A 13373-nucleotide genomic window follows, 5' to 3' on the forward strand; every position below is an offset into this window, starting at 1 on the left:
CGCGCGAACGGTGGCGGGAGCGGGTGCCCGGGTCGCTACGACCCGGGCACCCGTGGGCGTTGTCAGAAGCCGAGCACGGCCCGCCCGCCGACCACCGGCAGGCGCAGTTCGCTGTCGTTCGGCGCCACCCGCAGCTCGGTGCCGCCGAGCGGGAGCAGGGTGTAGTCCTGGTCACTGGAGAACACCACCACGCCGATCCGGTGCCCGGCCTGGAAGATGTAGTCCTTGGGCTCGAGCGTCCAGCGGAAGTCGTACATCTTGCCCTGCTTGAGCTTCTCGGTCTTCGACGCGTCCTTGCGGTTCTGCGGGTCCATCCAGCCCCGGGTCACCACGGTCGGCGCGGCGGTCGAGCCGGCCGGGCCGTAGTCCACCAGGTACGTGGTCAGGTTCGCGTCCGGCCGGTTCTCGATGGCCATCCGCAGCCGCATCTCCGGCCGGCCGGAGATCCGGACGTCCTGGCCGAGCGCCGGGGTGAGGTAGGCGAGCCGGTTCGGGCTGGCCGTCTCCGGGCCCGCCACCAGCGTGGCCGGGCGGATCGTGCGGCCCTCGTCGACGAAGCCCTGCTCGATCTTGCCCTTCGGCGCCTTGCCGGTCGTCAGCGTGCCGGTCTCGGTTGCGCTGGTCGCGGCGAGCCGCAGCGCGACGTCCTTGGCCGCGTCGTCGGGCCAGTTGGCGTACGTCGTGTAGTTGCGGTTCTCGCGCTGCACGACGGCCGTCGGCTCGTCCATGATGCCGTTGCGGACGTTCCACAGCCAGTAGTCGAACCAGCGGTTCTCGGTCTGCTTGTAGGTCCACGTCTGACCGCTCGGCAGGGTCACCGACGCGCTGCTGCCCGGACCGCCGTGGCCGCCCTGGTGCAGCCAGATCTTGCGCGGCACGTCGTGCCGGGCGAGCTCGTCCCACCAGCCGGCGAAGTTCTCGGTCTTGACGTTCCAGTCGTTCAGGCCGTGCACCACGAAGACGCTGGCCCGCACGTCACTCGCGTCGCGGTAGTCGCGGTCGGCCCAGAACTTGGAGTAGTCACCGGTGATCCGGTCCTGCTGCTCGGTGATCTGCGCGAGCTCGTCGACGCACGTGCCCTGGGCCCGGGTCTGCCCGGCGGTGTACTGGGCCAGGATGTCGAGGTCCTCGCCCTGGAACGTGCCCGGGGCGACGACGAGACCGTTGGCCCGGTAGTAGTCGTACCAGCTGCTGATCGCGGAGACCGGGACGATCGTCTTGAGCCCCTTGACCCCGGTCGTGGCGACCTGGTTGGGCAGCGTCCCGTTGTAGGAGACGCCGGTCATGCCCACCGCACCGGTGGTCCAGGTGGCCTCGACCGGCGCACCCGCGGCGTCGTACGCCTTCGCCCGGCCGTTCAGCCAGTCGATGACCGCCTTCGTGCCGAGCGTCTCCGCCTGGTCGCCGCTGGTCGGGCAGCCGTCCGAGTCGGCGGTGCCGACGCTCTGGCCGAGCACCACGGCGTAGCCGCGCGGGACGTAGTAGTCGTCGAGCGAGCCCGGCAGGTTGGCCTTGGCCGCGGCGTTCGCGGTCGGCCCGGCGGCCAGACGCGATCGGCTCGACAGGCCGTTCTGCGGCAGATCGTCAACCAGGACGCTGGGGTACGGCACATCGTCCCAGGTGTCCTTGCGGTACGGGCTGTGCTCGAAGATCACCGGCACCTTGAAGCCCTCGGTGGCGGTCTCCCGGGGGCGGGAGATGTCGATCGCGACCCGGTCGAGATTGCCGTCGTGGTCGGTGTCCACAGGGGTCTGCACGTAGACCCGCTCCTCGATCGCGTCGGCGAACGAGAAGACCGGCTGGGTCATCCCGTCAGCGACGACGATCTGAGGGGACGGGGTTCCGGTCGGTTGGGCCGCCGCGGGCGAGGCGGTAGCCGCCGCGATCAGCGTGCCGGAAATCGCGACGCCGAGCAGTGCCAGACTTGGTGGTCTGCGCATGAACGTCTCCGTTCGAGAGGGGCTCACCGAGGGGTATCGGCGGGGATGGATCATGATGATCCACTTGCTCATGCTAAGCCCGCTCGCACGTTTGTCCCGCCCCGGGCGAGATGAAGATGATCACGGTCGTCGAGTCTCCGACCTGGGTCGGAGACGAAGTCTCGTCCGTGGACTGATGACCGGGACCGGCCCTGAGCGGGACCGTTGTGGACATGGCAGAACCAACCCATCCCCACGCGGTGCTCACCGCGGAGCGGCTCACCAAGCGGTACCGCCGGCTGACCGCGGTCGACGACGTCTCCTTCGACGTCCGGCCCGGCGTCGTGACCGGGTTCCTCGGACCCAACGGCGCCGGCAAGACCACGATGCTGGCGATGTTGGCCGGCCTCGTGCGCCCGACCTCGGGCCGCGTGCTGCTCGCCGGCAAGCCCCTTCAGGAACGCTCGCCCGAGGCCCGCACGATCGGCGTGGCGATCGACTCCTGCGGCGCTCATCCGGGCCGCTCCGCCCGCCAACACCTGCGGATCCTGGCCGGTTTCGCGCGGCTGCCCCGGGCCCGGGTCGAGGAGGTGCTGGAGCTCTCCGGGCTGACCGACGTCGCCGGCCGACGGGTCGGGACCTTCTCGCTCGGCATGCGCCAGCGGCTGGGGCTGGCCGCGGCCCTGCTGGGCGATCCCGAGGTGCTGGTCCTCGACGAACCGGCGAACGGGCTCGACCCCGAAGGGATCCGCTGGCTTCGCACGCTGCTGCGTGAACGCGCCAAGCGGGGCCGGGCGGTGCTCGTGTCCAGCCACCTGCTCAGCGAGGCGGCGCACACCGTCGACGAGATCGTCGTGGTGCGGCAGGGCCGTATGGTTCACGCCGGCGCGATCGCGGACCTGACTCCGGCCGGCGGGGTCTGGGTCCGGACCGACGATCCCGGGCGGCTCACGGAGGCGGTCGTACGCGCGGGCGGCCAGCTCACGCCGGACGTGACCAGTGGGCGGCACCTGATCGACGGCCTGGACGCGCCCACGGTCGCCGAGGTGGCCCGCCGGGCGGAGGTGGATCTGCACGAGCTGACGCCGCAGTCCACCTCGCTGGAGGACGTCTTCCTCGAGCTGATGGGAGCGCGGTCATGACCCTGGTCGTCGGCGAGGTGCGCAAGCTCCTCACGATCCGGACCGCGTTGTGGTTCGGCCTCGCTTCGGTCGCGCTCGCGGTCCTCAACGTCGTCATCGTCTCGCTCGCGTCCGGAACGCTCGACGAGGTCAGCGAGAAGGAGGAGGCGCTCGGCGGGATGCCGCTGCTGCTGCTGTTCTTCGGCCTGGTCGCCGTCACGGCCGAGTACCGGCACCACACCGCGGCGCCCGCGGTGCTCATGTCCGGCCGGGACCCGGGCGCCGTGGTCGCTGCCCGCCTGGTCGCGACGGTGGTCGTCGGACTGGGCCTGGCCGTGGTCACGACGGGGGCGTCGTTCGCCCTGGGGGTGCCGATCCTCGCCGCGCACCATCCGGGCCCCGACCTCACGGCGGCACAACTGATCCCGTTGGCCGGTGGCTGCGTCCTCGCCGGGTTCCTCTCGGTGCTGGTCGGCGCCGCCCTTGGTGGTCTGGTCCGCAACCAGATCGCCGCGCTGGTGGCCGGCATCGTCGTCTATTTCGTCGCGCCGTCGCTGATCGGGATGATCAACACCTCGGCGGTCGACTACACACCGTTCGGCAGCGTGCAGGTGCTCACCCGGGGGGTGCACGGCGCGGCGCATTCCGTGCCTGCCTCCGCCCTGGCCCTTGCCGCCTGGGCCGCCGGGTTGGCGATCTTGGCCGTGTTCGCCGAACGCCGCCGCGATCTAGGATAACGGCCATGACCTGGCTCTCCGCCCCTCGGCTGCGTGCCCGGCTGGGGGGCGGGCGGTGGCTGAGCCCCAGTGCCGAGCGGAGGCTCGTCGACGTCCTCGCGGTCGTGGTGGGCATCGCGGGCGAACTGTCTCTGCTCTATGACGACGGTTCCCCGGTGCGCCCGACGACGGTGCTCCTGACGGTTGCCGCCGGCGCGGCGCTGCTCGGTCGACGCCGGTATCCGCTGCTGTTGCTGGCGGAAATGCTCGCCGTCACCGGTTTTCTCTTCGCCCTGGGCGAGCACCCGGGTGGCGCGTTGGTCTGTGTCGCGCTGTTCACCGTCGCCGAACGCTGTCGGGCGCGAGTTTCGGTGGTGGCACTGATCGGCGCCACGATCGTGCTCGTGGCGCTCTCGGTGACCTCGGTGCCCCCGCCGGTGGCCGTGTGGGCGATCGGCGCCGCCCTCCGGGGTCGCCGCCGGCACCACGCCGACCTGCGCGAGCGGGCCGCCGCCGCGCGCGCCGAACGTGAGCAGCAGGCGGCGATCGCCGCGCACGAGGAGCGGGCCGCGATCACGCGGGAGCTCCACGACATCGTCGCGCACTCGGTCACGGTGATGCTGGTCGGCGTACGCGGTGCGCGGGATGTCCTTGCCACGAAACCCGACGTCGCCGCCGACGTGCTGCGCCGCGTCGAGTCCAGCGGTGAGCAGAGCGTCGCGGAACTGCGCCGGCTGCTGACCCTGCTCCGCTCCGGGATGCCCGCCTCAGCGGCACCGCACCGGCCCCTGCCGGGCGTGGCCGAACTGACGGAACTGGTGGCCACCTTCCGCGCCGTCGGCCTCTCGGTCAGCCTCGACATCGACGACGAACCGCCGGTCCTCGACGAAGGGGTCGCCCTGTCGGTCTATCGGATCGTCGAGGAAGCCCTCACCAACGTGCTGCGGCATGCCGGGACGGACCACGCGCTCGTCCGGCTCAAGGCCCGGCAGGGACACCTCGACCTCGAGGTGTCCGATCGTGGAGTGGGGCCGTCGGGTCAGCACCCTTCCGGCGGACACGGGCTCGTCGGCATGCGGGAACGCGTCCGGCTCCTCGGCGGGAACTTCGCGGCGGGACCGGGCCCCGACGGCGGCTTCCGCGTCGCCGCGCACGTGCCGATCGCGGCGTGCCCGTGAGCATCCGCGTTCTCCTGGCGGACGACCAGGAGTTGATCCGCATCGGTCTCCGGCTCTTTCTCGAGACCCAGGAGGGAATCGAGGTCGTCGGGGAGGCGCAGGACGGCGCGGAGGCGGTGGCGCGGGCAGCCGAACTGCGACCGGACGTCGTCGTCATGGACATCCGGATGCCGGTCCTGGACGGCGTCGCGGCGACGGCGCGCCTGACCGCACCTGGGCGCGACCACACGCCGGGGGTCCTGATCCTCACCACGTTCGATCTCGACGAGTACGTCTACGGGGCGCTGCGCGCGGGCGCGGCGGGTTTCCTGCTCAAGGACGCGCCGCGCCACCGGCTTCTGGAGGCCATCCGCGTGGTCCACGCGGGCGACGCGTTGCTCTCGCCCACGGTCACCCGCCGGCTCGTCCAGGAGTTCGCCGCTCGCCCCGCGGTCGCCGGACGCCCGTCCCCGCTGCTCGACGCGCTGACCCCACGCGAACGCGAGGTGCTCGTCCTCGTCGCCCGCGGGCTGACCAACGGAGAGATCGGCGAGCAGCTGGTGGTGACCGAGGCGACCGTGAAGAGCCACGTCGGCCGCTTGCTGGCGAAGGTCGGCGCCCGCGACCGGGTGCAACTGGTGATCTTCGCCTACGCGAACGGACTCGCCACGGCCGGCGACTGACGGTTCACTTCGATGCGGTGGCGCGGTCCCGACGAAGCTCGGTCGGGGTGACGCCGTACATCCGGTGGAACCGGCGGGCGAAGTGGCTGGGATCCCGGAAACCCCACCGGCGGGCGATGTTCGCGATCGTCAGCTGCTGGCTTTCCGGGCGGAGCAGCTCTTCCCTCGCCCGGCGCAGGCGTTCGCTGATGATCCACTGCTCGAGGCGGAGATCGGCGTCGGCGCAGATCCGATAGAGGTACCGCACCGATATGTGGTGGGCCGCGGCGATCGCGGCCGGGCTCAGCTCGGGGTCGGCCAGGTGTTGGCGGACATAGAGGCGCACCCGGGCGAGAAGTGTCTCGGCGAGCACGGCGCGTGCGTGCGGCTCGGCGGGCGCCGCCGAGGCGAGCAGGGCGCGGGCGAGCTCGGTGCTGGCCCGACCGAACATGTCGGCCGCGCTGTGTGTGCTCAACCGCCGAGGTTCCCGCACCAGCTGCGCGACGTGGCTGGTCACGGCGCCGTACAACGGACTCGCCCGGAGGTTGACGGCGGCCCGGCGGATGACGTCGATCGGCAGGCCGACGTCGTCGATGGGTATCTGCAGGCAACCCGCCGCACCCGTGCCCGACCAGGAGAAGTCGTACGGCGCGGACAGGTCGACCATCATCAGCGCTCCCGGCCGCACGACCTGGCGGTGGCCCAGTTGCTCGTGTCGGCCCGCGGCGAGCCGCTGGACGGAGAGGGCGACCACCGGTGCGGCGTCCTCCTTGGCCAGCTTCGGCGTGCGCAGCAACCGGATGCCCGTCGACCGGACGGTGAAGACGCTGGCGTCGCCGAGCTCCCAGAACTCGATGCGGGTGTGCACCTCGCCGTCCGCGTCCTCGTGGACGACGTACGACGGCGCGGACGCCTGCATCATCGCCGAGTAGACGGTGTCGATGCGATCTTGACGCGGAATGTCCGCGGTATCCAACACGAAACCCATGTGAGCCGCCTGGTGTGCACGGAGAGCCGACAACGGTGCACTCACGGCCTGGCCCGGTAGTGCACGCTGCTCCAAAGGCTCTCATGGACGCGCAGCTCAGGGGGGATCGTGCTCAGGGAGCGGACGCTCTCCGAGGATCTGCTCGCGCTCGTCCGCTCTTGCTAGGAGGCACTTCATGACCAAACCGGACACCATCGTCCTCGTTCACGGCTTCTGGGTCACCCCGCGCAGCTGGGAGAACTGGGTCCGCCACTACGAGGCCAAGGGCTACCGGGTGCTGGCGCCGGGCTACCCGGGCTTCGAGGTCGAGGTCGAGGCGCTGCGGGAGAACCCGCAGATCATCGTCGACGTGACCGTGCCGGAGATCATCGCCAAGATCGAGGGAGAGATCAAGGAGCTGGACAGCCCGCCGATCATCATCGGCCACTCGGCCGGCGGCGCGTTCACCCAGATCCTGCTCGACCACGGCTTCGGCGCGGCCGGCGTGGCGCTGAACTCGGCACCGACGGAGGGCGTGCGGGTCGTGCCGCTCTCGCAGGTGAAGTCGACCTTCCCGGTGCTGAAGAGCCCGGCCAACCGGCACAAGGCAGTGGGTCTGACGTTCGAGCAGTGGCGGTACGCGTTCACCAACACGTTCACCGAGGACGAGGCCCGCGCCCTCTACGAGCGCTACCACATCCCCGCCAACGGCGGCATCCTGTGGGGCAGCGTGCTCGCCAACTTCCAGCCCGGCCCGCAGGAGACCTGGGTCGACTACCACAACGACGACCGCGCGCCGCTGCTGTTCGTCTCCGGCAGCGAGGACCACATCATGCCGCCGGCGATCCAGCAGTCCAACCGCAAGCACTACAAGTCGAACACGATCACCGAGATCCGCGAGTACGAGGGCTACGCGCACCTCCTGCCGGCCCAGGAGGGCTGGGAGCGGATCGCCGACGAGGTTCTCGACTGGGCCCTCGAGCACGCACGGTCATGACCACCGTCCGCGTCACCCACATCGGCGGGCCGACGGCGCTCATCGAGTTCGCGGGCTGGCGGTTGCTGACCGACCCGACGTTCGACCCGGCCGGACGCACGTACGCGTTCGGCTGGGGCACCTCCTCCCGCAAGCTCGTCGGGCCCGCGCTCTCCGCCGACGCGCTGGGTCCCATCGACGCCGTCCTGCTGACCCACGACCACCACGGCGACAACCTCGACGACGCGGGCCGCGAGCTGCTGCCGTCGGCGGGCGCCGTCATCACCACCAGGCCGGGCGCCGGCCGGCTCGGCGGCAACGCCCGCGGGCTGGCGCCGTGGGAGTCGACCACATTGCGGGACGGTGAGCGTCCCACCGTCGAGATCACCGCCACGCCGTGCCGGCACGGCCCGCCGTTGAGCCGTCCCATCGTCGGCGACGTGGTCGGCTTCGCCCTCGGCTGGGACGGACAGCGGCACGGACGTCTCTGGGTGTCCGGCGACACCGTTCTCTATCCGGGCGTACGCGAGATCGTCGGCCGCCTGCCGATCGGGCTCGCGCTCGTGCACCTGGGCGGCGTCCGGTTTCCCGTGACCGGGCCGCTGCGTTACAGCATGACCGCGCGGGCCGCCGTCAAGCTGCTCGACGCCGTGCGGCCCCGAACCGCCGTGCCCGTGCACTACGAGGGCTGGAAACACTTCCAGGAGTCGCGGACCGCCATGGAGCGGGAGTTCGGGAACGCGCCCGACGAGGTGCGCGAACGCATCGCGTGGGTGCCGATCGGCGTGCCCACCGACCTGGAGACCTGACCCGCCCCGACCGGGTGGCCGGTCACTGGGAGACGTTTGGCGGCGCCGACCGTCCTGGCGGCTGACGGTCAGGGCGTCAGCCGCCGGGACGGCGGGACGATCTCCCTGGCCGATCCCGTCCACGGGACCCGCTCGGCATCATCGAGCCATGCTGACGTGGACACCCGACCTCGGGTTGCTGAAGGCACTGATCGCGATGAACGACGGCAAGACGGACATCGTCCTCACCCCGCCCGACCAGCAGGTGCTGGATTGGGCGCGGGTGCAGGGCTACCGGGTGACGGTCGCGGCCGGTACGGCGGAGATCCGGCCCGGTGACGACCCGAACGGCCCGCCACCGCCGCTGACGTTCTGAACTGAGGAGTCAGTCGACGATCTTCATCTGCGCCATCATGCCGGTGGACGAGTGGTCGATCATCTGGCAGTGATACACATACCGCCCGGTGTACGGCCCGAAGGTCGCCTGCAGTCGGACGGTCTCACCGGGTGCGACGCCGATCGTGTCCTTCAAGCCGGCCTCGCCCGGCGCCGGGGGCCGCCCGTTGCGGTCGAGCACCCGGAACTGCACCAGGTGCGGGTGGAAGTTGTGCGGCACGGCGAAGCCGGACCTGTCGTTCGTCACGGTCCACACCTCGGTGGTGCCGCGCTTGATCCGGGTGTCGACGCGCTTCGGGTCGAACTGTCGCCCGTTGATGAGGAACCGGCCGGTGGCCCGGTCGAAGCTGAGAACGAACTTCCGCTTGGCCGTGGCGGCCGGCAGCGCCGGGATCGTGCTGAGCCGGTCCGGCACGCGGCTCGTGTCCTTGCCGCCCCGGCTGACGTCGAAGCGCATCACCGGCCCGGCGTCCTCGTCCTCGAGGAAGACCTGGCTGCCGACCTTGAACCGGCTGAAGTCGACGACGACCTCGACGCGCTCCCCCGGCGTCAGCCGCCACGACCGGACGGCCGCCGGCGCCGTGAGCAGACCGCAGTCGCTGGCGATCTGGGCGACCTCGGTGTTCCTGCCGAGCCGCAGCGCGAAGGTCCGCAGGTTCGAGGCGTTGACGAACCGCAACCGGTACCGCCGCGCGGCGACCGGAAAGTACGGCCAGGGCTTGCCGTTCGCGAGGATCGTGGTGCGCTCCTGGAAGTCGTTCGGCTCGAAGACCAGCCGGGCCCGGTCGTCGAAGCGGGCGTCCCGCAGCATGATCGGGATGTCGTGGGTACCGCTGGGCAGGCGCAGGCCGGCCTCGGCCGGATCCTCGATCAGGTAGCAGCCGGCGAGCCCGCGGAACACGTGCTCGGCCTCCATGTGGTGGGCGTGGTCGTGGTACCACAGCGTTGCGGCGCGCTGCTGGTTCGGATAGGTGTAGTCGCGGCTCCGGCCCGGCGCGAGCGTGTCGGTCGGGAACCCGTCGCTGGCCGCCGGCATGCGGCCACCGTGCACGTGCACCGACGTGCCCATGTCGAGGTCGTTGGTGTGCCGGACGATCACCTTTCGCCCGACGCGGGCCCGCAACGTCGGCCCGGGGAACGCCCCGGCGTACGTGAGCACCTCGGTGCGCGTGCCGGGCAGGATCTCGACGCGCGCCTTCCGGGCGGTCACGACGTAGCGGTCGGTGTCGCCCTTGGTGGACTCCGGCCGCAGCACGGGCGGAAGAGGCATGCGGACGCTGAAGGGCTCGACCGCCGGACCCGACCGGTGCCGCACCTGCCCACCATGCCCCTGATGCCCGGTCGCGGGCGTGGCGGCGGGCTCCCTGGCCGGCGCGGCCGCGGGCTCGGCGCTCGCCCTGCCCCGCGCGGCGCCCGCCGCTCCAGCCGCGACGAGGGCGGCCACCCCCGCCGTCGCACCGACGATGACGTTGCGCCTGCTTACCTTCGACCACTCCACCCGCTGAGTTTCCAAGACAATCCGGCGAGTGTACGTAGCGACACACAGAGTCACCGTTCCGAGTCAGTGGCCGCCTCGTACTGTGGGCGACCCGTCGTCCGGTAGGTCTGGATCGCCATGCCCTTGGGGGTGGACCGCAGGTCGACCAACGCGAGTCCGATGTCCGGGCCGGCCGATGGGAAGAGCCGGGTGCCCTGCCCGACGATCACGGGATAGGTGAGCAGGACGATCTCGTCGACCAACCGATGCTCGAGCAGCCAGCGGATCAGGGTGCCGCTGCCCCACACCTGCAGCTCACCGCCCGGCCCGGCGCGCAACTCGGCGATCGCGGCCGCCAGGTCCCCGGACAGGACCGTCGTGTTCGCCCACCGCGGGTCTTCGAGCGATGTCGACACCACATATTTGGGGCGCGTGTTCAACGCCTCCCCGACCGGGTTGCCGGGATCCATGCCCGCTCCCCAGGACCCCGCGAAGATCTCGTAGGTCCGCCGCCCCAGGAGGAACGCGTCGGCGCGCTGGAAAGCGTTGCCGATGAACGCCGACGCCTCGTCGTCGAGCAGCGGCGGGCCCCAGCCGAAGCGGTCGAATCCGCTGCCCTGCTCGGGGTCGTCGATCCGTCGATGCCCCTGCGTCACCCCGTCGAGAGAGACGTTCGTGATGGTGGTCAGCTGCACGGGTAAAGACTCGCGTACCCCGGTTTCACGTCGGCTTCATGGGTCGCCCTACGGGCAAAAGTGTCCGGGCGCGGTCCGGGGCACCACCGATGTGCACCGCCGTCGGCGCCGCCTACCGTCCACTTATGACATCGAGAATGATCGAACTCGGGTCGTCGCGGCTCGCCGGACTGCCCGACGCCGGCCTGGTGGCGGCACCTCTCGTCTGGCTGAGCGGCTGGGTGATCATGCGCCTCGGCGGCGCTTCCGGCCCCAACGCCGGTTGGGATGTCGCACACGCGCTCTGGATCGTGGGCTTCGCGCTCTTCGGAGCCGCCGCGTACGCCCTGTCCCGCCTCGTCGGCCGTTCGCTCGTGGGGCGGGTCGCTCTTGTCGTCGCGCTGATCGGGGCGGCCACGCTGGTCGTGCAGATGGTCATCGACCTGGTCGTCGGCCTGTGTGCCGTGGACAAGCCCGCCATGGACGACCTCTACGACAAGGTCTTCGCCGCCCCGGGCGTGGAGCTGGTCTTCTTCACGGTCGGCCCGATCCTGCTCTTCGTGGGTCTGCTGGCGCTGATGATCCTGGCCGCGCTGCGGCGTACCGCCAACGCGTGGCAGGCGTTGCTGGTCCTGCTGGGGATCGCGTTGATGGTCGTGGGCCGGCCGGCCGACGGCGCGCTCCGCCTCCTCGAGGGCGTTGGTGCGGTGTGCCTGTGGCTGGCCCTCGCCCCGCTCGCCCGCCGGCCCGAACCCAACCGGTAGAAGGCCCCCTCAGTCGATGGCCACCGCCGGGTCCAGGGCGATCCTGGTCAGCTGGTCCGGGGTCAGCAGGGTTTCGCCCTTGGCCGTTCTGGCCGTCGCCTTCACCTCCGTGCCGTCGGGCCGGAAGACGGTGACGTTCACATCCGTCATCACGTCGAACTCGCCGCCGGTGGGCTGGCCCCGGTACGCCTCGGACGTCTCAGCACGGACGCGTTCGCCGTTCGGGCCCTGGGAAACGGTGCAGTTCGGCGTCGATCTGGCGCAGGCCCCCTTGTCGGTCGCCCGGGCATTCGGGGTGACGACCTGGATCGAGACCCGGGCGCGCACATCGCCGCGGACGACCACCGCCCAGCCGAACCAACCGGCGTACGACGACCCCGATACCTCGTTGACCTGCCAGGTCGACCGCGTGGTGACCGGGCCGTTCCACGTGTCGGTCTTCCCGGTCGCGCCGGTCACCCAGCCCAACCTGGGGGCCTCCCGGTCGAGGGCGGCGAGCATCGCCTTGGTGAGCCGTTCCTGGTCCGTCACCGCGATGGTCGTCGTGGCACCGGACATCGGGCGCGCGTCGTCCCGCAGCGCGCCGATGCCGAACGTGGCGGCGAGGACCGCCACGGCCGCGATCCCGGCCGCACGTGTCCGGCGTGCCCGAAACCGCCGGACCTCGCGCGCCACCACCCGATCGACGTCGACCGACGACGGCGGCGCCTCGCCGATCGCCTCGTCGAAAAGCTGCCGGTACGTCACCGCTTCTTCCCTCCCACAGGTTCCGTCGCCATCAGGCGCAGCGTCTCCAGCGCACGCGCCGCCTGGCTCTTGACCGAGCCGGTCGTGATGCCCAGGATCTCGGCGGTCTCCGCCACCGACAGGTCGCAGTAGTAGCGGAGCACGACGACCGCCTTCCGCCGCGGCGGAAGCTGGCCGAGCAGCTGCAGGAGCTCGCTCCGGTCGATCACCGACGGCTCCCCGACCCCCCGTTCCGCTCGGTCGGGCAGCTCGTCCACGGCGTGCTCGCGCCGCCACGGTCGGCGGCGCTCGTCGAGCCAGGCGTGGGTCAACACCTTCCGGACGTACGCGTCGACGTTCGTCGCGTCGCCTACTCGCCCCCAGTTCCGGTAGAGCTTGCCGATGGTGATGGAAACCAGATCGTCGGCCGTGTGCCAGTCCCGGCACAGCAGGTAGGCCATCCGCCGCAACGGGCTCAGTCGGCTTGCCACGAACTCGCGGTATTCGTCCTCCGCATCCCGGTTCACCGCTCCGGGCCTTCGCACCACGTCATGTCCAAGGGACGGAATGCACCACCAGTCGGGTTGCTCGGCGCACATCTGATTCTCCGCCGGGCTCGTACCGTGTCATGATCTGGCTGCTGACCTGCGGTTTTGCCCCACCGGCGGTGCTTCGCCCCGGGGCGGGTCGGTCACCGAATCTTTCTCACTACGTGCAACGCCAGGCCATCGCGGGTCCGTCTTAACCGTGCCAACCGTGGCGGACGCGATTAGGACCTTGATGATCACCCCTCGAAACCGGCAGTCACCCGTCCTCGACCCGGGTCCGGCCGCATGAGCCGGCGCGGGCTGTCCCGGCGCAACGTGCTGGCCGCGTCCGTGCTGGCCCTCACGGGCGCCGGCGCGGTCGAGGCGTGCGCCGTGTGGCGCCTGACCGACGACGACAGCACGTCGCCGACCGCGGCCCGACCCAGCCAGTCACCGACGCCGAGCCCGACGCCGGACTACCTGGCCGCCGCGCGCACGAAGAT

General features: G+C 71.1%; 16 protein-coding genes. 10 read left to right on the forward strand and 6 right to left on the reverse strand.

Annotated features, from left to right (window positions below):
* Positions 1–62 precede the first annotated feature (62 nt).
* On the reverse strand, positions 63–1940 hold the full coding sequence (locus AB0H87_RS04240; RefSeq protein ID WP_360139342.1) for a Xaa-Pro dipeptidyl-peptidase: 1878 nt from the start codon (positions 1938–1940) through the stop codon (positions 63–65).
* A gap of 212 nt (positions 1941–2152) precedes the next feature.
* On the opposite strand from AB0H87_RS04240, the gene AB0H87_RS04245 reads away from it, so the two are divergent.
* From AB0H87_RS04245 to AB0H87_RS04260, 4 genes are read left to right on the forward strand one after another with little or no spacing between them, the layout of a single operon-like run.
* Positions 2153–3061 carry an ABC transporter ATP-binding protein gene (locus tag AB0H87_RS04245; RefSeq protein WP_360139345.1) on the forward strand — a complete coding sequence of 303 codons (909 nt, stop codon included), beginning with the start codon at positions 2153–2155 and terminating at the stop codon, positions 3059–3061.
* On the forward strand, positions 3058–3777 hold the full coding sequence (locus tag AB0H87_RS04250; RefSeq protein WP_360139348.1) for a hypothetical protein: 720 nt from the start codon (positions 3058–3060) through the stop codon (positions 3775–3777). Before AB0H87_RS04245 ends, AB0H87_RS04250 begins: the two co-directional genes overlap by 4 nt.
* A 5-nt stretch (positions 3778–3782) precedes the next feature.
* Positions 3783–4934: a histidine kinase gene (locus tag AB0H87_RS04255; protein WP_360139351.1), complete on the forward strand. Its 1152-nt coding sequence runs from the start codon at positions 3783–3785 to the stop codon at positions 4932–4934.
* Entirely contained in the window at positions 4925–5596 is a 672-nt protein-coding gene (locus AB0H87_RS04260) for a response regulator transcription factor (protein ID WP_360139354.1), read from the forward strand. Before AB0H87_RS04255 ends, AB0H87_RS04260 begins: the two co-directional genes overlap by 10 nt.
* Positions 5597–5600: 4 nt before the next feature.
* On the opposite strand, the gene AB0H87_RS04265 is transcribed toward AB0H87_RS04260, so the two are convergent.
* Positions 5601–6554 (reverse strand): helix-turn-helix domain-containing protein, encoded by a 954-nt coding sequence (locus AB0H87_RS04265; protein ID WP_360139357.1) that lies wholly within the window; start codon positions 6552–6554, stop codon positions 5601–5603.
* 184 nt (positions 6555–6738) lie between these two features.
* On the opposite strand from AB0H87_RS04265, the gene AB0H87_RS04270 reads away from it, so the two are divergent.
* The 3 genes from AB0H87_RS04270 (at position 6739) to AB0H87_RS04280 (ending at position 8682) form a co-directional block, all read left to right on the forward strand.
* Positions 6739–7539, forward strand: a complete 801-nt coding sequence (locus AB0H87_RS04270; RefSeq protein ID WP_360139360.1) for an alpha/beta hydrolase — start codon at positions 6739–6741, stop codon at positions 7537–7539.
* Positions 7536–8327: an MBL fold metallo-hydrolase gene (locus tag AB0H87_RS04275; RefSeq protein ID WP_360139363.1), complete on the forward strand. Its 792-nt coding sequence runs from the start codon at positions 7536–7538 to the stop codon at positions 8325–8327. The genes AB0H87_RS04270 and AB0H87_RS04275 overlap by 4 nt, the downstream gene beginning before the upstream one ends.
* A 148-nt stretch (positions 8328–8475) precedes the next feature.
* Positions 8476–8682, forward strand: coding sequence for a hypothetical protein (locus AB0H87_RS04280; RefSeq protein WP_360139366.1), 207 nt, complete (start codon positions 8476–8478; stop codon positions 8680–8682).
* Positions 8683–8691: 9 nt separating this feature from the next.
* Here AB0H87_RS04280 and AB0H87_RS04285 read toward each other — a convergent pair whose 3' ends face one another.
* A complete protein-coding gene (locus AB0H87_RS04285; protein ID WP_360139369.1) occupies positions 8692–9972 on the reverse strand; it encodes a multicopper oxidase domain-containing protein in 1281 nt (426 codons plus the stop codon).
* A gap of 79 nt (positions 9973–10051) precedes the next feature.
* Between AB0H87_RS04285 and AB0H87_RS04290 the strand changes: the two genes are divergently transcribed.
* Positions 10052–10207, forward strand: coding sequence for a hypothetical protein (locus tag AB0H87_RS04290; RefSeq protein WP_360139372.1), 156 nt, complete (start codon positions 10052–10054; stop codon positions 10205–10207).
* A gap of 43 nt (positions 10208–10250) precedes the next feature.
* Here AB0H87_RS04290 and AB0H87_RS04295 read toward each other — a convergent pair whose 3' ends face one another.
* On the reverse strand, positions 10251–10874 hold the full coding sequence (locus tag AB0H87_RS04295; protein WP_360139375.1) for a dihydrofolate reductase family protein: 624 nt from the start codon (positions 10872–10874) through the stop codon (positions 10251–10253).
* 137 nt (positions 10875–11011) lie between these two features.
* On the opposite strand from AB0H87_RS04295, the gene AB0H87_RS04300 reads away from it, so the two are divergent.
* On the forward strand, positions 11012–11617 hold the full coding sequence (locus AB0H87_RS04300; protein ID WP_360139378.1) for a hypothetical protein: 606 nt from the start codon (positions 11012–11014) through the stop codon (positions 11615–11617).
* Between the two features lie 9 nt (positions 11618–11626).
* Here AB0H87_RS04300 and AB0H87_RS04305 read toward each other — a convergent pair whose 3' ends face one another.
* Positions 11627–12364: a hypothetical protein gene (locus tag AB0H87_RS04305; protein WP_360139381.1), complete on the reverse strand. Its 738-nt coding sequence runs from the start codon at positions 12362–12364 to the stop codon at positions 11627–11629.
* A complete protein-coding gene (locus AB0H87_RS04310) occupies positions 12361–12891 on the reverse strand; it encodes a SigE family RNA polymerase sigma factor (RefSeq protein ID WP_360139384.1) in 531 nt (176 codons plus the stop codon). Before AB0H87_RS04310 ends, AB0H87_RS04305 begins: the two co-directional genes overlap by 4 nt.
* A gap of 285 nt (positions 12892–13176) precedes the next feature.
* On the opposite strand from AB0H87_RS04310, the gene AB0H87_RS04315 reads away from it, so the two are divergent.
* Positions 13177–13373, forward strand: a 197-nt coding sequence (locus AB0H87_RS04315) for a hypothetical protein (RefSeq protein WP_360139387.1), incomplete at its 3' end; no start/stop codon positions are given.

It is taken from the genome of Asanoa sp. NPDC050611, from assembly GCF_040654855.1.
Classification (GTDB): Bacteria; Actinomycetota; Actinomycetes; order Mycobacteriales; family Micromonosporaceae; genus Asanoa.

Excerpts from the sequence above, each read along its gene's own strand:
- AB0H87_RS04240 (WP_360139342.1), bottom strand. The coding sequence starts at position 1,940 with ATGCGCAGACCACCAAGTCTGGCACTGCTCGGCGTCGCGATTTCCGGC.
- AB0H87_RS04245 (WP_360139345.1), top strand. The coding sequence starts at position 2,153 with ATGGCAGAACCAACCCATCCCCACGCGGTGCTCACCGCGGAGCGGCTC.
- AB0H87_RS04250 (WP_360139348.1), top strand. The coding sequence starts at position 3,058 with ATGACCCTGGTCGTCGGCGAGGTGCGCAAGCTCCTCACGATCCGGACC.
- AB0H87_RS04255 (WP_360139351.1), top strand. The coding sequence starts at position 3,783 with ATGACCTGGCTCTCCGCCCCTCGGCTGCGTGCCCGGCTGGGGGGCGGG.
- AB0H87_RS04270 (WP_360139360.1), top strand. The coding sequence starts at position 6,739 with ATGACCAAACCGGACACCATCGTCCTCGTTCACGGCTTCTGGGTCACC.
- AB0H87_RS04275 (WP_360139363.1), top strand. The coding sequence starts at position 7,536 with ATGACCACCGTCCGCGTCACCCACATCGGCGGGCCGACGGCGCTCATC.
- AB0H87_RS04280 (WP_360139366.1), top strand. The coding sequence starts at position 8,476 with ATGCTGACGTGGACACCCGACCTCGGGTTGCTGAAGGCACTGATCGCG.
- AB0H87_RS04285 (WP_360139369.1), bottom strand. The coding sequence starts at position 9,972 with ATGCCTCTTCCGCCCGTGCTGCGGCCGGAGTCCACCAAGGGCGACACC.
- AB0H87_RS04300 (WP_360139378.1), top strand. The coding sequence starts at position 11,012 with ATGATCGAACTCGGGTCGTCGCGGCTCGCCGGACTGCCCGACGCCGGC.